17 protein-coding genes and 1 tRNA gene are annotated in these 18,776 nt (G+C 71.9%); 8 read left to right on the top strand and 10 right to left on the bottom strand.

The genetic code is table 11. The features are described from left to right. Positions 1–2: 2 nt before the first annotated feature. From VFZ70_11625 to rsmI, 10 genes are all read right to left on the bottom strand, one after another. Entirely contained in the window at positions 3–971 is a 969-nt protein-coding gene (locus VFZ70_11625) for a ribose-phosphate diphosphokinase (protein ID HEX6256444.1), read from the bottom strand. Positions 972–980: 9 nt separating this feature from the next. Next, positions 981–2,357: a bifunctional UDP-N-acetylglucosamine diphosphorylase/glucosamine-1-phosphate N-acetyltransferase GlmU gene (gene glmU, locus VFZ70_11620; protein HEX6256443.1), complete on the bottom strand. Its 1,377-nt coding sequence runs from the start codon at positions 2,355–2,357 to the stop codon at positions 981–983. Positions 2,358–2,400: 43 nt separating this feature from the next. Next, a tRNA-Gln gene (locus tag VFZ70_11615) sits at positions 2,401–2,474 on the bottom strand. Between the two features lie 35 nt (positions 2,475–2,509). Then, positions 2,510–3,517 (bottom strand): 4-(cytidine 5'-diphospho)-2-C-methyl-D-erythritol kinase, encoded by a 1,008-nt coding sequence (locus VFZ70_11610; protein HEX6256442.1) that lies wholly within the window; start codon positions 3,515–3,517, stop codon positions 2,510–2,512. A 64-nt stretch (positions 3,518–3,581) separates the two neighbouring features. Next, positions 3,582–4,454 (bottom strand): 16S rRNA (adenine(1518)-N(6)/adenine(1519)-N(6))-dimethyltransferase RsmA, encoded by an 873-nt coding sequence (gene rsmA / locus VFZ70_11605; GenBank protein ID HEX6256441.1) that lies wholly within the window; start codon positions 4,452–4,454, stop codon positions 3,582–3,584. After that, positions 4,451–5,230 carry a TatD family hydrolase gene (locus VFZ70_11600; GenBank protein ID HEX6256440.1) on the bottom strand — a complete coding sequence of 260 codons (780 nt, stop codon included), beginning with the start codon at positions 5,228–5,230 and terminating at the stop codon, positions 4,451–4,453. The genes rsmA and VFZ70_11600 overlap by 4 nt, the downstream gene beginning before the upstream one ends. 103 nt (positions 5,231–5,333) lie before the next feature. Beyond that, on the bottom strand, positions 5,334–6,599 hold the full coding sequence (locus VFZ70_11595; GenBank protein ID HEX6256439.1) for an MFS transporter: 1,266 nt from the start codon (positions 6,597–6,599) through the stop codon (positions 5,334–5,336). Beyond that, a complete protein-coding gene (locus VFZ70_11590) occupies positions 6,586–7,230 on the bottom strand; it encodes a helix-turn-helix domain-containing protein (GenBank protein HEX6256438.1) in 645 nt (214 codons plus the stop codon). The genes VFZ70_11595 and VFZ70_11590 overlap by 14 nt, the downstream gene beginning before the upstream one ends. 386 nt (positions 7,231–7,616) lie before the next feature. Further along, positions 7,617–9,149, bottom strand: a complete 1,533-nt coding sequence (metG, locus tag VFZ70_11585; GenBank protein HEX6256437.1) for a methionine--tRNA ligase — start codon at positions 9,147–9,149, stop codon at positions 7,617–7,619. A 483-nt stretch (positions 9,150–9,632) separates the two neighbouring features. Next, positions 9,633–10,502: a 16S rRNA (cytidine(1402)-2'-O)-methyltransferase gene (gene rsmI, locus VFZ70_11580; GenBank protein HEX6256436.1), complete on the bottom strand. Its 870-nt coding sequence runs from the start codon at positions 10,500–10,502 to the stop codon at positions 9,633–9,635. Between the two features lie 80 nt (positions 10,503–10,582). Here rsmI and VFZ70_11575 point away from each other — a divergent pair, with 80 nt between their 5' ends. The 8 genes from VFZ70_11575 to VFZ70_11540 all read left to right on the top strand — a co-directional run bounded on the left by VFZ70_11575 (position 10,583) and on the right by VFZ70_11540 (position 18,775). Continuing rightward, positions 10,583–12,250, top strand: a complete 1,668-nt coding sequence (locus VFZ70_11575) for a phospholipid carrier-dependent glycosyltransferase (GenBank protein ID HEX6256435.1) — start codon at positions 10,583–10,585, stop codon at positions 12,248–12,250. Positions 12,251–12,472: 222 nt separating this feature from the next. Next, entirely contained in the window at positions 12,473–13,585 is a 1,113-nt protein-coding gene (locus VFZ70_11570) for an ABC transporter substrate-binding protein (GenBank protein HEX6256434.1), read from the top strand. Positions 13,586–13,592: 7 nt separating this feature from the next. After that, on the top strand, positions 13,593–14,711 hold the full coding sequence (locus VFZ70_11565) for an iron ABC transporter permease (protein HEX6256433.1): 1,119 nt from the start codon (positions 13,593–13,595) through the stop codon (positions 14,709–14,711). Further along, the gene (locus tag VFZ70_11560; protein HEX6256432.1) at positions 14,708–15,571 is read left to right on the top strand and encodes an ABC transporter ATP-binding protein; all 864 of its coding nucleotides are present in this window, start codon (positions 14,708–14,710) and stop codon (positions 15,569–15,571) included. The genes VFZ70_11565 and VFZ70_11560 overlap by 4 nt, the downstream gene beginning before the upstream one ends. Positions 15,572–15,673: 102 nt before the next feature. Beyond that, a complete protein-coding gene (locus tag VFZ70_11555; protein ID HEX6256431.1) occupies positions 15,674–16,357 on the top strand; it encodes a hypothetical protein in 684 nt (227 codons plus the stop codon). After that, a complete protein-coding gene (gene cobO, locus VFZ70_11550) occupies positions 16,354–16,950 on the top strand; it encodes a cob(I)yrinic acid a,c-diamide adenosyltransferase (protein HEX6256430.1) in 597 nt (198 codons plus the stop codon). The genes VFZ70_11555 and cobO overlap by 4 nt, the downstream gene beginning before the upstream one ends. Positions 16,951–16,955: 5 nt before the next feature. Further along, positions 16,956–17,519: a bifunctional adenosylcobinamide kinase/adenosylcobinamide-phosphate guanylyltransferase gene (gene cobU, locus VFZ70_11545; GenBank protein ID HEX6256429.1), complete on the top strand. Its 564-nt coding sequence runs from the start codon at positions 16,956–16,958 to the stop codon at positions 17,517–17,519. A gap of 122 nt (positions 17,520–17,641) precedes the next feature. Further along, the gene (locus VFZ70_11540) at positions 17,642–18,775 is read left to right on the top strand and encodes a hypothetical protein (GenBank protein ID HEX6256428.1); all 1,134 of its coding nucleotides are present in this window, start codon (positions 17,642–17,644) and stop codon (positions 18,773–18,775) included. Position 18,776: the final 1 nt, after the last annotated feature.

Raw genomic sequence — 18,776 nt, 5'->3', positions numbered from 1 at the left:
GATCACTGGTTGCGGTCGTCGAACAGTTCGCTGACGGATTCGTCCTCGAAGATCGCCTTCATCGTGCTGGCCACGATCGGAGCGATCGACACGACCTCGATCTTGGCGCAGTTGCAGGCGTCGGGGATCGGCATGGTGTTGGTGACCACGACCGTGTCGATCGCCGACTTCGCCAACCGCTCGCACGCGGGGCCCGACAGCACCGGATGGGTGGCGGCGACCACGACCCGCGCCGCTCCGCGGTTCATGAGTGCCTCGGCGGCCCCGCAGATGGTGCCGGCGGTGTCGATCATGTCGTCGACCAGCACGCAGGTCCGTCGCTCCACGTCGCCGACGACCGCCAGCGTGCGCGCCACGTTGTGCGCCTCGCGGGTCTTCGCCAGGAACGCCAGTTGCGCGCTCGGCAGCATCGCCTGGTACTTCGAGGCCAGCTTGACACCGCCGGCGTCGGGTGACGCGATCACCAGATCCTGGTCCGGGAAGCGCTCGGCCAGCCAGTTCACCAGCAACGGCAGCGCGGTCAGGTGATCGAGCGGCTTGTCGAAGAACCCCTGGATCTGCCCGGTGTGCAGGTCGACCGACACGACGCGATCGGCACCGGCCGTGGTCAGCACGTCGGCGAGCAGGCGGGCGGTGATCGCCTCGCGGGACCGGGCCTTGCGGTCCGCGCGCGCGTACCCGTAGTACGGGCACACGGCGATGATGCGCTTGGCCGACGCGCGCTTGGCCGCGTCGATCATGATCAGCTGCTCCCAGATGTTGCTGTTCACCGGGGCGCTGTGGGTCTGGATGAGGAAGACGTCGCTGCCGCGCACGTTCTCCCGGAAGCGCACGTACAGCTCGCCGTTGGAGAACTCGTGGATGTCGACCGAGCCGAGTCGCATGCCCAGGTGGTCGACGACCTCCCGGGCCAGCTCCGGATAGCCGCGGCCTGAGAACACCTGCATCCGCTTCTTCGTGATGACCTCCATCGGTGTGCCTCAGCCCTCGTGGGCCGCACGCCGGCGCTCGGCGTAGCCCTCGACGATGCGTTGTTCGGTGCGTTCGACGGCGAGCGCGCCCGCGGGCACGTCGGTCGTGATCACCGATCCGGCGCCGGTGTACGCGTCATCACCCACCTTGACCGGTGCGATGAGCATCGTGTCCGACCCGATCCTCACCCGATCACCGATCGTCGTCTGGTGCTTGCGGTAGCCGTCGTAGTTCACCGTGACCGTCGCGGCCCCGACGTTGGTGTCGGTCCCGATCACGGTGTTGCCGATGTAGGACAGGTGCGGGACCTTGCTCCCAGGCCCGATCACCGACTGCTTGACCTCGACGAACGCGCCGGCCTTGGCACGGTCGGACAGCTCGGCGCCGGGGCGCAGATAGGAGAACGGGCCGACGTTCGCCGACGGCCCGACGGATGCCGACAACGCCACCGAGTAGGTGATCGTGGCATCGGCGCCGACGGTCGTGTCGACCAGCCTCGTGTCGGGCCCGACCGTCGCCCCGGACGCGACCCTGGTGTGGCCCTCGAGGTGGGTGCCCGGCAGCAGCGTGACGTCGGGCTCGATGACGCAGTCGGCGTGCACGTACGTGGTCGCCGGGTCGACGACGGTGACGCCGTCGAGCATCAGCTGGTCGAGCATGCTGGCCCGCAGCACCTGTCCGGCGCCTGCGAGCTGGCCACGGTCGTTGACCCCGCGGACGCTGACGGCCGGGGCGTGCACCGCGACGACCCCGCCGGCGACCAGCGGAGCGATGACGTCGGTCAGGTACTCCTCACCCTGCGCGTTGTCCGTCGACAGCCGGCCGAGCTCGCGTCGCAGCGCGGCGGCCGCGAACACGTACATCGACACGTTGACCTCGCGCACGGCCCGCTCGTCCGGTGTGGCGTCGCGTTCCTCGACGACGCGCGACACCGCCCCGTCCCGGTCGCGCAGGATCCGTCCGTAGCCGGTCGGATCCCCGAGCTCGGTGACCATCATCGCGGCGGCGTGGCCGCGCTGCGCCGCGAAGATCTCCTCCAGTGGCGCACCGGCGATCATCGGCGCGTCGCCGGGCACGACCAGCACGCTGTCGATCCCGTCCAGCGCGCCGGCGTCGAACGCGGTGCGCACGGCGTGACCGGTCCCCCGCTGCTCGGCCTGCTCGACGATCATCAGGGGCAGGTCCGGCACCTGTCCCGCCTCGTCGGCGACGCGGTCACCCTGGTGGCCGACGACCACGACGACCACGTCCAGGTCCAGCGGGCGCAACGCGTGCAGCACCCATCTGAGCAGGGAGCGACCCGCGACGGGGTGCAGGACCTTGGCGAGGTCGGACCTGAAGCGGGTTCCTCTTCCAGCGGCCAGGACGACGGCTGCGCGGGTCATGAGATGATCTCTCGACTTCGACGGCTCAGCGGGCTGTGCACTGTGGCTGGGAGGGAAGGGATCGAACCTTCAACTCCGACTCCAAAGGACGGCGTGATGCCATTTCACCACCTCCCATCGCCCGCTGCGGAGCACGCGTGCGGGGATGGCGATTACTCTAACGTCCGCAGCAGCGGCCCGGTGTCGGACTGGTTGACGCCGCGCACCAGCTCGGGACCGCCGGCGGGTGACGTCGCGACGATCGCGTCGGGGCACCATTGCCCGATCTCGAGGGCCAGCGTATGCGCCGCTGCCTCGTCGGCGGCCAACGCGAGCATCGTGGGACCGCTACCGGCCAGGACGGCCGTCAGCGCGCCCGCCTCGACCAGGTGCCGCTTGCGGTCCGCCAGGCGCGGGCGCAGTGCGAAGGCGGCGTCCTCCAGCTCGTTGTGGAGTGCCGCGGCGAGCTGCCGCGGATCGCTGGAGCGCACCGCGTAGAGCACGTCGTCGGGCCGGGTGTCGCGTGGGCGCGAGCGTCGATCCCACATGCGGTACACGTCGGCGGTGGACAACGGCTCGGCATCCGGACAGATCACCCAGTGGAACGGTCCGCGCGCCAGGACCGGCGTGACCTCCGTGCCACGCCCCGACCCCAGCGCGGTGCCACCGGTCACACAGAACGGCACGTCCGAGCCCAGGTCGGCCGCGACCTCGCGGAGCTGTTCGACGGTCAGCCCGCAGCGCCACAGCCGGTTCAACGCGACGAGCACCGCGGCGGCGTCGGCGGAACCACCCGCCATCCCCGCGGTCATCGGGATCTGCTTGTCGAGGTCGATGACGGTGCGCACCGCATCGCGTTCGACGCCACCGGCGGCGGGCACGATGCCGCTGAGCCGGCCGAGGCGCAACGCCGCCTGCAGTGCGAGGTTGTCACGCCCCTGCGGCACGGCGGGGTCCGCCCACAGCTCGACCCGCATCCTGCTGCGGGCGGCCGGGTGGTGGCGACGCCCGGGCAGGCCCAGGAGGGCGATCCGCAGCTGGTCGTACAACGACACCGTCTGGAACACGGTGACCAGATCGTGGAACCCGTCGGCCCGACGACCGCGCACGGCGAGGTACAGGTTCAACTTCGCGGGGACGCGGATGCGCAGTGCGGTGCCGTGGGTTCCGTCTGCAGCCACCGATGCGAACTCCCGGCGTCGGCGATCCGGCGGGCGCGGCCGGGCGGATCAGGTGATCGGCGAGTCATGGTAGGGCGAACGGGACGCCGTCGGCAATGTGGCGATTGCGCAGTGCATCCGCCAGGTCACACCACGTCGACAACGGCAGGCGTTCCGCCCGAACATCGGGCGACAGACCCACATCCGCCATCGCGTCGTCGACGATCCCGGGTGACAACAGCGGCGCCAGGGCGTTGCGCAGCCGCTTGCGTCTCTGCGTGAAACCCTGGTCCACGACGGCCAGGACCGTCGCCCGCGGCACGGCGTAGGGCCACGCGCACGGTTCGAGCGCGACCGTCACCGAGTCGACACCGGGCACGGGGTGGAACGCCCGCCGGCTGATCCGCGCGCTCACGCGGGCGTGCGCGTACGCCGCGACCTTCAGGCTGACGGCGCCGAAGTGCGGGTCGCCGACGGACGCCGTCCAGCGCTGGCCGACCTCACGCTGGACCATCACGTCCAGGCGCTCGAAGTGCTCGAGCGCCAGCGTGTCGAGCGTCACCGCCGTGCCGATCACGTACGGCAGGTTCGCGACGACCGACGCCGGCGCCGGGACCTCCGCGACGAGGTCGACGTCACGGACGTCGGCGTGGATCAGACGTACGCCCGGGTCGTCGCCCACGACCTCGGCCAGGGCGCGGACCATGCCCGCGTCGATCTCGATCGCCGTGACCGTCGCACCGACCTCGCGCAACGCGAGCGTCAGGCTGCCGAGCCCGGGCCCGATCTCACAGACGCGGTCGCCGGGGCCGAGCCCGGCGTCGGAGACCATGCGGCGCAGCGTGTTGTGATCGATCACGAAGTGCTGGCCGAGCCGCCGGCTGGGTGCCAGCCCGTGCCGCCGCAGCAGGTCGCGCACCTGCGTCGCGGTGAGCAGCGGTCGCGGCGGCGCACTCACGCCGCCGTGTCGGCGGCGGGCAGCGCGAACGCCCGCCGCGCGTTCGCGCTGGTCAGCTGACCCATCTGCTCGGCGCTCATGCCGTGGACCTCACCCAGCGTCGCTGCGATCAGCGGCACGCGTGCGGGTTCGTTCGTCTCGCCCCTGTGGGGGTGCGGCGACAGGTACGGCGCATCGGTCTCGGTGAGCAGCAGTTCCGGGGCGGCGGCGCCGGCCGCGTCGCGCAGACCCGGCGCGTTGCGGAACGTGACGGTGCCGGCGAACGACAGGTACCAACCGTGCTCCACGCACTGCTTGGCGAAGTCGAGGTCGCCGGAGAAGCAGTGGAACACGACCCTGTCCGGCGCCCCGTACGTCGTCAGCACGTCGAGCACGTCCGCATGCGCGTCTCGGCAGTGGATGACCAGCGTCTTGCCGAGGCGGCGCGCCAGGTCGATGTGCGCCCGGAACGAGCCGCGCTGCTGTTCGCGCGGCGAGTGGTCGCGGTAGTAGTCGAGCCCTGTCTCGCCGATCCCCACGACCCGTGGGTGCGCGGCCAGCTGCGCGAGCCGATCGAGCACCGCATCGGTCGCCTCGATCGCGTTGTGCGGATGGATGCCGACCACAGCCCACACCGCCGGCAGCGCGCCGGCCGTCTGGACGCACTCGGCCGACGACGCGAGATCGACGCCGACGGTCAGCATCGTGTCGACGCCCGCGTCGACGGCGCGCTCGACCATGGCGTGGGGCAGCGCACCCTCCACCATCTCAAGGTGGCAATGCGTGTCGACGTACACCGTGCGGACCCTTCGCACCGGCCGGTCGGCTCGTGAGCGCGGGTGGCTCGAGGCCCGCGCGCAGCGAAGCCTAGCAGTGCGCCCGACACGTCAGTGGTGGCGGTCAGCGCTCGCGGATGGCCAGTACCAGCACGGCCGCGAGCACCAGCAGCCCGGCACCGATCAGCCACGCGGCGGGGATGCCCGCAGCCGCCGCTACGCGCGTCAACGTCAGGCCCGCGATCACGTTGCCCAGCTGTTCGGACAGCGACTGCACCGAGACCATGGTCGCCCGATGGCTCGACGGGACCCGGTCGTGCAGCAGCTCGGCCTCGACCACGCTGCGCATCGCGCCGGTCGTGTAGACCGCGACGAACGCCGCGACCGCGACCGCGAACGTGTCGGCCGAGGCCAGCATGACCATCGCGCCCGCAGCGCCGGCGAGTGCGAGCGAGCCGACCCGCGCGGGCTTGTGCGCGAGCGAGCCGGGCAGCCGGTCGGCGAGCCACGCCCCGACGCCCGCGCCGAGGCTCATGGCGACGACGACGTAGCCGAACGTCTGGGTCGCTCTCGACGTACCACCCAACAGCGTCGCGAAGCGCGGCTGCCACAGCACCTCGACGCCGACATAGGCGATCGCCGCCGTCACGAACACCGCGATGAGCAGGCGCAGGTCATGGCTGCCGGTCGCGAGGCGGATCCCGTCGTTGACCACCTCGGGCACCGAACGCGCCGTCGTGGTCCAGCGTCCGGCGCGGGCCCGCGTCGGCTCACGCACGAGGACCAGCACCGCGGCGAAGCTGACCACCTCCGCGATCAGCGCGCCGTAGATCGGCAGCGTCAGCTGGGACACCGGGCCGTCGACCGGCAGGTCGGCCCCGACGGTGGGCAGCACCGCCGAGGCGGCCGCGCCGGACGCGATGGCCACGCCCTCGACGAGCCCGGCGGCGGCCAGTCCGCGACGCAGCGCGACCGTGGGCTCGATCGCGCGCACGGCGTCGACGTACCACGACTCGAGCGGCCCGGTGAGCAGCGCGCGACCGACCCCGCCGCCGAACGCGCCCAGCACGAAGTGCCACGGCTGCGTGCCGAACGCCAGCGCCGCGAGCAACGCCGCGTCGGCGACCGTGGCGACGAGCAGCACCGGTCTGCGGCCGACGGCGTCGGCCAGCCCGCCGGTCGGCAACTCGAGCAACGCGGTCGTCACGCCGTAGGTGGCGAAGACGATGCCCACGGTCGGCAGGTCGAGCCCACGTTCCGTGGCGATCAGCACCAGGATCGGCAGGGCGAACCCGATCGGCAGCCAGCGCAGGCCGTGGCAGATCAGGAACGCCCGCGTGACCCGGCTGATCTCGTGCCGGACACCTGGTGGGCGCTCAGCCGTCGTCATCGGCGTCGCCCTTCCGCCCGGCGGACGGACGATCGACAGGCACACCCGCGACCTCGCGCACCGGGAACGCCAACAGGTGCAGGCGCACGTGTTCCGCGTCGTCGGGCACGGGCGCATCGCCGTCACGCCGCGCGATCGTCGTGCGCAGCGCGTCCTCGATCAGGTCGTGCATCGCGGTCGTCAGCGCGCGGAGCTCGTCGGCGGTCGCGAGCAGGTAGTAGTCGGACCGGTCGGCCGTCTCGCGCCACGTCGGTGACCAGCGGTGGCGCTCGGCACTCCACGTCGCCGCCTCGCGTTCGCGCACACGGTCCGAGTACGACTCGAGCCAGGCGGCAGCGGGCGCGACGTCGGTGTCGTCGAAGTCGGTGGACTGGAACGAGCTGACGTCGTGCGCGGCACGCCACCAGCGGTCGCGGCCACTCCCCCGGTCAGGCAGCTCGTCGACGAGCCCGGCGGAGGCGAGCGTCCGCAGGTGGTAGCTCGTGAGCCCGCTCGACTCGTCCAGCCGCTCCGCGAGGCGCGTGGCAGTGGACGGTCCGTTGATCCGCAGCGCGCCGAGGATCCGCAGGCGCAGCGGATGCGCCAGCGCCTTCAGGCGGGCGGCGTCCAGCTCGACGTGACGTGGTTCCATGGCGCCATCGTACGACCACCAAGAAAAGTTTGCAAAGATTCCTTTGGATAGGTGGCGAGCGGCCTGGTCTCGGGACCGCACTCGCGGCTCGTCTCCCGCAAGCCGTGCGCAGGGGAACGCGCTCCGACGACGTGACGGCGATCTACGTCCACAATGACCTGATGGCCGTCGGCGTCCTGCATGCGGCGGCGGACCGTGGCCTCAGCGTGCCGGATTGATCTCGCGGTCATCGGCAGCGACGACAGCCCGATCGCCGCACACCACCCCGCCGCTGACGACGGTGCACCTGCCGTTCATCGAGACGGGTGCGGTAGCGGTGCGGTTGCTGCTCGAGCAGCTCGCGACGCCGAGACGCCACCGATCCCGACGTTCGCCGATCCGCGGCGTCAGTCCCCCAGCCGCGGGAACAGCACGTCACCGCGCGTAGTCTGCGCGCCGACCGGCATGGCGCCCTGCTCGGCCGCCACGGGGAACCGCTGCGCCGCGAGGTCGTCGTCTCCGCCCAGCTTGGCCCACAACGCCCCGGCGGCGTCGGGCATCACCGGCGAGATCAGCACCGCGATGATCCGTAGCGCGTCGACGCAGGTGTACAGCGTGGTGTGGAGCCCGTCGATGTCGCCGGCCTTGCGCTGCTTCCACGGGGCCCGCGCCTCGACGTAGCGGTTGACGCCCGACACGAACGTCCACACCGCACCCAGCCCGGCCTTGAAGTCGAGGTCGTCGAACGCGCGGATGCCCTCGGTGGCCACCTGCAGGTCGGCGGCCAGCCGCTGTTCGGGCTCCCCCGGATCCCCGGTCGGCTCGGGCACGGCGCCGTCGCAGTACGACCCGACCATGTTGAGCACGCGGTTGACCAGGTTGCCGAGGTCGTTCGCCAGATCCGCCGTGTAGCGGTCGGTCATCGACTCCCACGAGAACGTCCCGTCCTGACCGAACGAGATCTCGCGCAGGAAGTAGTAGCGGTAGCAGTCCCGCCCGAAGTGGTCGACCAGTGTCGCCGGGGCGATGCCCGTCGCGTTGGACTTGCCCATCTTCTCGCCGCCCACCAGCAGGAAGCCGTGGGCGTACACCTGCCGCGGCACGTCCACGCCTGCGGCCAGCAGCATGGCCGGCCAGTACACGGCGTGGAACCGCAGGATGTCCTTGCCGATCAGGTGCACGTCCGCGGGCCACCGGTGGGCGAAGTCGCCGTTGTCGCCGTAACCGGCCGCGGTGACGTAGTTCAACAGGGCGTCGAACCACACATAGAACACGTGGCCGGGTTCCCACGGCACCGGCACACCCCAGTCGAAGGCGCTGCGGGAGGCCGAGATGTCCTCGAGCCCGGCGGCGACGAACGAGCGGACCTCGTTGAGGCGGACCGCTGGACGTACGAACTCCGGGTGCTCGTCGTACAGCTCGAGCAGGCGGTCACCGTACTTCGAAAGCCGGAAGAACCAGTTCTCCTGCTCGAGCCGTTCGACCGGGCGGCGGTGGATCGGGCACAGCTCGCCGTCCACCAGCTCCTCGACCGTGTAGTACCCCTCGCAGCGCACGCAGTACGGACCCGCGTAGGTGTCGGTGTACAGGTCACCGTTGTCGTACAGACGCTGCATGAACTCCTGCACGCGCTTGGTGTGGCGGGGCTCGGTCGTGCGGATGAAGTCGTCGTTGGAGATCCGCAGCAGCTCGTTCATCTCGTGCCACCGCGGGTTGATCCCGTCGACGTGCTCCTGCGGCGAGACACCACGCTCGGCCGCGGCCTGCGCGACCTTCTGGCCGTGCTCGTCGGTGCCGGTCAGGAAGAACACCCGGTCGCCGTTCAGGCGGCGCCACCTGGCGAGCACGTCAGCCGCAACCGACGTGTACGCGTGCCCGATGTGCGGCACGTCGTTGGCGTAGTAGATGGGCGTCGTGATGTAGAAGGTGTCCTTGGTCATGGATGCGCCTCGCGATCGTGGCGTGCGGGTTCGAACGGGCGAGGTGGGGTGTCCGGCGACGTGGCGCGTGCTACGGCCGCGCGGCGGCGTCCGGGCGGACACCCGATGGCATGACCATGCCGTCCGGCGCGGGGCGCGGCGGCGTACGGTGGGCAGCGGACGGCGCGCGGATCTGCGCGTTCGTTCCCATCGGCTGCACCTCCTCGGCCAGTGTACGACCGCCGTCCACCGCCCCGCGTCACCCGCCACCCGCCCACCGGGGAGACTTCACCGCCCCGACGACGACAACTCTCCCCGCACCACGGCCCACCCCACCAACCGGGGAACCAACACCGCCCCGACGTTGACAGCTCTCCCCACAGCGCGGACGCCCGATGAGCGGGGAGACTTCACCGCCCAGACGTTGACAGCTCTCCCCACAGCGCGGGTGTGTGCGCGCGACGGGCCAGTTCGCGGGGCGAACGGCAACACATCATGCGCGGGTCATCGCCTGCGATCGGTCACCGTCGCGTCGTAGACCCGGCTGCGGGGCAGACCCGTGGCACGCGCGACGGCGGCGACGGCGGCGTTGCGGGCCATGCCGGTGGCGATCAGTCCTCGCACGCGGTCGACGAGCTCGGCGTCGTCGAGCTCCGCGGCCGCCCGGTGATCGGCATCGATAGGAGCTCCAGCAACCACGATGGTCAGCTCGCCGCGCACACCGACCCGTCGCACGGTCGCGGCCAGCTCGTCGAGCGGAGCGCGCATGATCTGCTCATGGAGCTTGGTCAGCTCGCGTGCGAGCGCCGCTGGCCGGGGGCCCAGAACGGCCGCGAGATCATCGAGCTCGTCGGCGGCCCGGTGCGGACTCAGGTAGCACACGATCGTGCGCCGCTCGTCGGCCAGGCCGGCGATGTGGTCGCGGCGCTGCCGCGGGCGACGTGGCAGGAACCCCTCGAACACGAAGCGGTCGGTCGGCAGGCCCGACAGGACCAGCGCGTGCACGGCGGCCACGGGTCCGGGGATCAGCTCGACCGGCACCCCGGCGTCGATCGCGGCCCGGACCATGACGTAGCCGGGGTCACTGATGCCGGGCGTGCCGGCGTCGGTGGCGACGGCCACGATCTGCCCGTCCGCGGCCCGGCGCACGAGCTCGGCCGCCCGCGCCCGCTCGGTGTGATCGTCCAGCCGCACGAGCGGGCGCGCCAGACCGTGGTGCGACAGCAACCGGCCGGTGCGTCGCGTGTCCTCGGCGGCGACGACGTCCGCGTCCGTCAGCGCCGCCAGCGCGCGCGGGCTGAGGTCGGCGAGGTTGCCGATCGGCGTCGCGACGAGCACGATGCGACCGCCGTCGGGGGCCCTCGTCTCGTCCACCGGCTGTGCTCCTCTGTGCTCCTCGTCGGCCGTCTCCGGCGGCGCCCGCTGAGGGGCGCCCCAGCTAGACTGCACCATCCATGGCATCGGATCTCGGCACCGCCGACGCAGTCGCCGGCAGGGACAGGCCCACGACGACCGACGCGCCGGTGGATGCTCACGATCCGCCCGGTGCGCCTGGCGACGTCGCCACGGCGGACCGCCGGCGCTCGAGCATCGACGAGTGGCTGCCGCCGGACCGCGTGCGCTGGCTGCTGCCGCTGGCGGTCGTGCTGTTCGCGGCCGCGCTGCGCCTCGCGTACCTGCCCCATCCCGACCGCATCTACTTCGACGAGACGTACTACGCGACGAACGCGGCGCAGTTGCTGGACTACGGCGTGGAGGCCGAGCCGCGCGTCGAGAGCGACCCGTCGCAGGGCGTCGATCCGGTCTTCGTCGTCCATCCACCGGTGGGCAAGTGGCTCATAGCCGGGAGCATCGCCGTCTTCGGCGATCACTCGTTCGGCTGGCGGTTCTCGTCGGCAGTCGCGGGCACGTTGCTGGTCGCGGTCACCTACTTCGTCGCGCTGCGGCTGTTCCGACGCCGCGGCGTGGCGGCGCTGACGGCGTTTCTGCTGAGCATCGAGGGGCTCGCGCTGACGATGAGCCGGATCGCGATGCTCGACGTGTTCCTGGCGCTGTTCGTCGCCCTCGGCGTGTGGGCGCTGCTGATCGATCGCGACCTGCGCTGGTCGCTGGTCACCGACGCTCGTCCATCGATCCCGGACGTGCACGACCAGCCCGGCGACGACCACGCCGAGGACGATCCGACCCGGACGCACGATGTCGCATCGGTCCGCACCGGCACGCCGCTCAGCGTGCCACGCATGCCGCGCGCGCACCTGTGGCTGGCGGGCCTCGCATTCGGTCTGGCCCTGGCCACCAAGTGGTCGGCGCTGCTCGCGATCGGCGTCGCGGGCCTGTACCTGCTGGCCAGCGAGCTCGCCTGGCGTCGCGCCCTGACCGGCAGCCCATGGCGCGGGCTGGCGCGGCTGGCCGGCCTGGGCGTCGCCGCGCTGATCGTCGTCCCGGCGCTCGTCTACGTCGGGTCGTACGCGGTGTGGTTCGGCAACTTCGAGCACACGCGACCCGGGGCCGAGGCGTGCGACGGCGCGGCGGTGTGTGACGTTGGTCCGAGCCAGATCGCCAGCGGCTGGTTCGACGAGCAGCGTGCCATCTTCCGGTTCCACCGCGACCTGGTGGTCACGCACGACTACCGGGCGGCAGCGATCCTCTGGCCGCTGACCAGGCGGCCGGTCGTCTACTACTACGAGGCCTGTCTGGATCCCGAGCCGGGCGCGGCGTGCGAGGTGCCACCTGGCACGTTGGAGGAGATCATCGGGCTGGGTAACCCCGCGATCTGGTGGACGGCGCTGGCGGTCTATCCGTTCCTCCTGTACGCGGCCGTGCGCCACCGGGACCGCGTCGCCGCCACCATCGCGGTGTTCCTGCTGGGCCAGTACGTCCCGTGGCTCGGGCCGGAACGACCGTTGTTCTTCTTCTACGCACTGCCACTGGTGCCCTTCGTGGTGCTGACACTGGGCTGGGGCGCGACGCACCTGCTCGGACGCCGTGGCGTGCGGTGGGTCCCCATCGGCGTCGCCGGCGTCGCGTTGGCCGCGTTCGTGTTCTGGGCTCCGCTGTATTACGGGATGCGCATCAGCGAGTCCGCGTGGCGCATGCGCATCTGGGTGAACAGCTGGATCTGACGTCGTCGGCGGCGGCCGATTGCTGCGGACGAGGTCCTCCGGTAGGCTCCGTTCACCGCTGCGACGCCAGCGGTGCCGTCGCGGTCAGCGAAGTCCGGTGTGAGTCCGGCGCTGTCCCGCAACTGTCAGGCCCACGGCCGGCCGGTCACCGTCCTCGTTGACCACCGCCCGGGGGACGAGCCAGGTCGCCTGCTTCGACGGCCACGAACTTCAAGCTCTCGGATGAAGGGCAGTTCGTGCGGCGACCGGCTCGCCGTCGAGCGGCTGTTCATCCCTCCGGATCAGGAGGGACCCTCGATGATTCTTGTCCGGCAGCGCCGGTCCGCCGCGTGTTTCGTGGAACCGGGCTCCGCGAAGTCTCACATCCCCGGCGCGCGCCCGTTGCTCACCGCGCTGGCGCTCGTGCTCACGATCACCGCATGTGGCGGCGCACAGTCGTCGACCAGCGCCGCGCCGACCACGCCGACGCCGTCGGTGTCGTCCAGCCCGACCGCGACGGACGACGGCGCGCAGTTCCCCGTGACGGTGTCGGCCGCCAACGACGACGTCACGGTGCAGGAGCGGCCCGAGGCGGTGGTGTCGCTGTCGCCGACCGCCACCGAGATGCTGTTCGCCGTCGGCGCGGGCGACCAGGTCGCCGCGGTCGACGAGTTCTCGACCCACCCGTCCGAGGCGCCGACGACCGACCTGTCGGGCTTCGAGCCCAACGTCGAGGCGATCGCAGGCTACGACCCCGACCTCGTCGTGATCGCCGACGACGGCGCCGACCTGACCGGTGCGCTGGCCGAGCTGGACATCCCGGTCCTGCTGGCCCCCGCCGCGACCACGCTCGACGACACCTACGAGCAGATCGAGCAGTTGGGCACGGTGACCGGCCACGCCGACGAGGCCGACGAGGTCGTGGAGCAGATGCGCGACGACATCGCCGACATCACCTCCAACCTGCCCGAGACCGACGAGCCACTCACCTACTTCCACGAGCTCGACGACATGTACTACACCGTCACCAGCGACACGTTCATCGGCCACGTCTACGAGACCGCCGGGTTGACCAGCATCGCCGACGAGGCGGGCGGGGACGCGGGCGGGTACCCGCAGCTGTCGGAGGAGTTCATCATCGACGCCGACCCCGATCTGATCTTCCTCGCCGACGCGCAGTGCTGCGGACAGACCGCGGAGACCGTGGCGGACAGGCCCGGCTGGGACCAGATCAGGGCCGTCCGGGAGGGGGCCGTCGTCGAGCTCGACGAGGACGTGGCCTCGCGGTGGGGACCGCGGATCGTGGAGATGCTGCGGACCGTGGGCGACGCGGTCGCGGAGCACGCCGACGGGTGAACGGCACATGAGCGTGACCGCTCCGGACCCGACGACCGCCGACCACGCGGGCGATCCGGTGCGCGGCGACGCCGACGGGCGGCCGTCGCGACCGCGCGTGACCGGTCGCGTGCGGCCGCTGCCCCTGGCGGCCGGTGTGGGTGCGGTGCTGGTGGCGACGGTCGCGGGCACCGCGCTCGGTCCAGTCGACCTGCCTGTCGACGGTGTGCTCCGCGCGCTGATCGACGGCCTGCCGATGGTCGACCTGCCGTCCGGCCTGTCGGATCGCGATCTCGCGATCCTGTGGCAGCTGCGTCTGCCGCGCGTCGCGCTCGGACTGCTGGTCGGCGCCATGCTCGCCACGGCCGGCGCCGGGTACCAGGGCGTGTTCCGCAACCCGCTGGCCGATCCCTTCCTGCTCGGCATCGCCGCCGGCGCCGGGGTCGGCGCGACGCTGGCCATCGTGCACGGGCCACCGCCCGGGCTGTGGATCGTCGATCCTCTGCCGCTCGCCGCGTTCGCCGGCGCGCTGGTCGGCGTGGCCGCGACCTACACGCTGTCGCGGTCGGTGACCGGCGAGCGCAGCACCGTCTCACTCATCCTGGCCGGCGTGGCGGTGGCGGCGTTCTTCACCGCGATCCAGTCGTACCTGCAACTGCGCAACATCGAGTCGATCAGACAGGTCTACTCGTGGCTGTTCGGTCGTCTCGCGACGTCGGGTTGGAGCGATGTCAACCTCGTGCTGCCCTACGTCGCCGTGTCGGCGGCGGTGCTGCTCGCCCACCGGCGTCTGCTCGACGTGATCGGCGTCGGCGACCGCGAGGCCACGGCGCTGGGCGTGGACGTCAACAGGGTCCGGGTGATCGTCGTCGTGGCCGCGTCGCTGGGCACGGCCGCCGCGGTGGCGGTCGGCGGGCTCATCGGCTTCGTCGGGATCATCGTGCCGCACACCGTGCGGCTGCTCGCCGGCTGGAGCTACCGCACGGTGCTGCCGCTGTCGATGCTGTTCGGCGCCGCGTTCCTGGCCCTGGCCGACCTGGCCGCCCGGCTGCTGCTCGCGCCGGCCGAACTGCCGATCGGGGTGGTCACCGCATTCCTGGGTGCACCGTTCTTCATCGTGGTCCTGCGACGCCGGGGCGCCCGGTGAGCGGCACGACCGGCGTCGGCACAGGGACCGGCGCCGCGGAACGCGGGTCCGGACACCCGACCGACGGACCGGCCGATCTCGCCGTGACCGATCTGCGCGTCCGATATGGCGCCCACACGGCGGTCGACGGCGTCACGCTGACCGTCCGCGCGGGACGGTGGACGGCGCTGATCGGTCCCAACGGCGCGGGCAAGACGTCGCTGCTGCACGCCGCGTCCGGTGCGGTGCCCGCCAGCGGAGGGATCCGGGTGGGCGACACGGACCTGTTGGCCGCGACCACCCGCCACCGCGCACGACGCGTGGCGCTCGTGCCCCAGCGTCCGGTGATCCCCGACGCAATGACCGTGTTCGACTACGTGCTCCTGGGTCGCACCGCGCACCTGTCGTACCTGGGCGTCGAGGACGACAGCGATCTCGATGTGGCCGCCGGCACCCTCGAGCGCCTCGGCCTGACCGACTTCGCCGCGCGACCGGTGCAGACCCTGAGCGGCGGTGAGCAGCAGCGGGTCGTGCTGGCCCGCGCGCTCGTCCAGCAGACCCCGGTGCTGCTGCTCGACGAGCCGACCTCGGCACTGGACATCGGGCACCGTCAACAGGTGCTCGAGCTGGTTGATCAGCTGCGCCACGAGTGCGAACTGACGGTCCTCGCGGCGATGCACGACCTGACGCTGGCGGCACAGTACGCGGACCGGCTCGTCCTGCTCGACCACGGGCGCGTCGCCGCCGCCGGTGCGCCACAACAGGTGCTGACGCGGGAGCGTATCGCCGCCCACTTCGACGCCGACGTCCACGTGGTCGAGGCACCCGACGGCAGCCTGGCGTTGCTCCCCGCCCGGTCCAGAGCCGCTCGCCGTGCCTGACGCGCGCACCTCCCGACGGCACGTCAGCCGCACCGACCTGCGCCGCGCCGCAGGCGACGGGCGCCCCGACGTCACGGCCGACCGCTCGATGCGGGCGCGCTGATGGGGCGGGCGATCATGGTGCAGGGCACCGCCAGCTCGGCGGGCACGAGCCTGCTCACGACCGCGCTGTGCGCCCACGCCACGCGCGCCGGCGTGGCGGTCGCGCCCTTCAAGGCACAGAACATGTCCAACAACGCACGCGTCGTCGACGGCGGCGGCGGCGAGATCGGCGCGGCGCAGGCGCTCCAGGCACGGGCCGCGGGCGTCCGACCCGACGTGCGCATGAACCCCGTGCTCGTCAAGCCCGAGGCCGACACCCGCAGCCAGCTCATCCGGCTGGGTCGCGTCGACCACGCACTGAGCGCGCGGCGCGGGGAGGAGCGCTCCGCGGCGCTGTGGGACGACATCCGTACGTGCCGTACTGTCGACGGGTACGAGATCCGCCACGGCCGCACCATCCCACCCGGGGATCTCACCGCGGCACTGCCGGCTGGCCGGGGCTTCGCCGATGGCAACGTGCTGGGCGTCAGCGTGCACGGCCTGCTGGAGGACGCCCGGTTGGTGCGGGCCCTGCTCGACGTCGAACTGACGCCACTCACCGAGACGTTCGACCTGCTCGCTGACACGGTGGCCGAACATCTGGACCCGACCGTGATCGACGACCTGTGCACCCCGGGACGCCGGTCGGCGACCCGACCACCGTCCGCCACGCCGGCGGCCGCTCCCGAAAGGCGACACCGATGACCACGTCCGAGCCCACACCGGATCGCGACCCCACCGTCCCTCCCACCGACACGCCGCCGCGGGCGGAGCGCTCGTGGGCGCCGTCGCTGCTCCTGGTCAACACCGGTGACGGCAAGGGCAAGACGACGGCCGCGCTCGGCACACTGCTGCGCGCACGGGCGCGTGGCTGGCCGGTCTGCGTGGTGCAGTTCATGAAGTCGGGCGACTGGAAGGTCGGTGAGGAGCAGTCCGCCCGCGCGCTCGGCATCGACTGGTGGACGATCGGCGACGGCTTCACGTGGGAGTCCGACGACCTGGACCGCAGCCAGGCGGTCGCCGTGGAGGCCTGGCGCCAGGCGCGCGAGATCATCGGCAGCAGCGCCTACCGCGTGGTGATGCTCGACGAGATCACCTACCCGATCAACTTCGGCTGGATCGACCTCGACGAGGTCGTGTCGGTCCTGCGCGACCGTCCCGACGGGACGACGGTGATCGTGACCGGAAGGGACGCCCCGCAGGCGATCATCGACATCGCCGACACCGTGACCGAGATGCGCAAGATCAAGCACGCCTTCGACCGCGGCATCCAGGCGCGGCGGGGCATCGACTACTGACCGCCGTGCCACACGAACCGGCAGCCGGCGCCGCGCTCACCGTCCTGCTCGGCGGCGCGCGGAGCGGCAAGTCGTCGCTGGCCGTCCGGTGGGCCCGCGCGTCGCACCGACCGGTGGTGTTCGTCGCGACCGGCCGCGCCGGCGACGACGAGATGCGCGAGCGCATCGCCCGTCACCGCGCGCAACGTCCGGCGTCGTGGACCACGGTCGAGGAGCCGGACGATCCGGTCGCCGCCGTCGAGGCCGCGCCCGCGGAGGCGTTCGTCATCGTCGACTGCCTCACCCTGTGGGTCGCCGACATGTTCGAGCGGTCCGACGATCGGACCGTGCTGGCGCGGGCCGACGACCTCGGGGCCAGCGGGGCGCGGCGTACGGCAGGCACCGTCGTCGTGAGCAACGAGGTGGGGTCCGGCATCGTGCCCGAGGATCCGGCCACACGCCGCTACCGGGACCTCCTGGGCGCGGTCAACGCGACGGTCGCGGACCACGCCGCCACGACGTGGCTGGCGGTCGCCGGGCGTGTCGTGGCCCTCACCCCGCCGCCGTCGCGTCTTCCGGGACAACGGTGAGCCGTCCGGCCGATACTGGCACCGGCCGTCGGCGTGGGCGGATAGGCTCGCACGCATCGGACCGCCGCGACGACGCCCGTCAACGCGGGCAACGACCGGATGAGCGACCAAGGACTGGGTGCGTGAGCTGGGGACAGGGTCCCGACGAGGGGGGACACGGACGCGACCGGGGTGCCGATCACCGCCCCGGCGACGACCGCGGCCGCGCCGACGATGCGCGCTGGCAGCCGCAGCCCGATCCGACAGGCAGACCCCGCGACCCCGAGATGCGCCGCAACCCCCAGCTGGGACGCGACCCGCAGTGGGGGCGCGATCCGGACCGCGACGCGCTGCGGCCCCTGAACCTCGGCGACGTGCTCGACGGCATGTTCCGCATCGCCGGCAGACACTGGCGGACGTTCGCCGTCGCCGTCGGCGTGATCGTCGTGCCCCTGGCCCTGCTGTCGAGCGTCTCGACGATCGGCGCCGTGGGGGACCTGCGCACGATGATCTCGGACGTGCTCGAGGGTGCGGTGAGCGATCCCGGGGCGCCTCCCGACCCTGCGAACTTCATGGTGACGGGCCCGGCCGCGCTGCTGTCGAGCCTGGGCTCGCTGCTGCTGACACCGCTGCTGTACGGGATCGCCGTCCAGGTCGCCGCGCACGGCTACCGGATGGGCGAGATCGACGCGATGGCCGCCGTCCGCGCTGCCGGCAGCCACTACGGGCCGCTGCTCGGAGCAGCGTTCCTGACCTCGCTCGCCGTGTTCGCGGCCGGTGCCGTGGCACCGATCGCGGCCATCCTCCTGCTGGCGGTCGCCCGCGCCGATGAGTCGGTGGCCCTGGCCCTGATCCTGCTCGCGGTGCTCGTCGGGATCGTCGCGGCGATCGTCGTGCTGATCCGGCTGTCGCTGGTCGTGCCCGCGATCATGGTCGAACGGGCGGGGGTGACGGGGGCGATGCGGCGGTCGAACGAGTTGGTGCGCGGTGGAACTGCACGCATGTTCGGCATCCTGCTGCTCGTCGGCATCATCGTGTCGATCATCGCGTCGGTCGTTTCGCTGCCGTTCCAGGCGCCGCTGTTCGTGCCCGCCGTCCCGCAGACGATCGGGGTGGTCCTCGCGACGGCCGGCGCCATCGTCGGCGACCTCCTGCGCTACAGCCTGTTCGCGGTCGCGTTCGTGCTGCTGTACTTCGATCGCCGCGTCCGCACCGAGGGCTACGACCTGTCCGAGCTCGCGCGCGAGCTGGGCCAGGCGCCCCGACCCCCGTGGTGAC

Source organism: Euzebyales bacterium, from assembly GCA_036374135.1.
GTDB lineage: Bacteria > Actinomycetota > Nitriliruptoria > Euzebyales > JAHELV01 > JAHELV01.
Note: the sequence above shows the minus strand (reverse complement) of the source record. Positions and strands in the feature narration are given on the sequence as shown.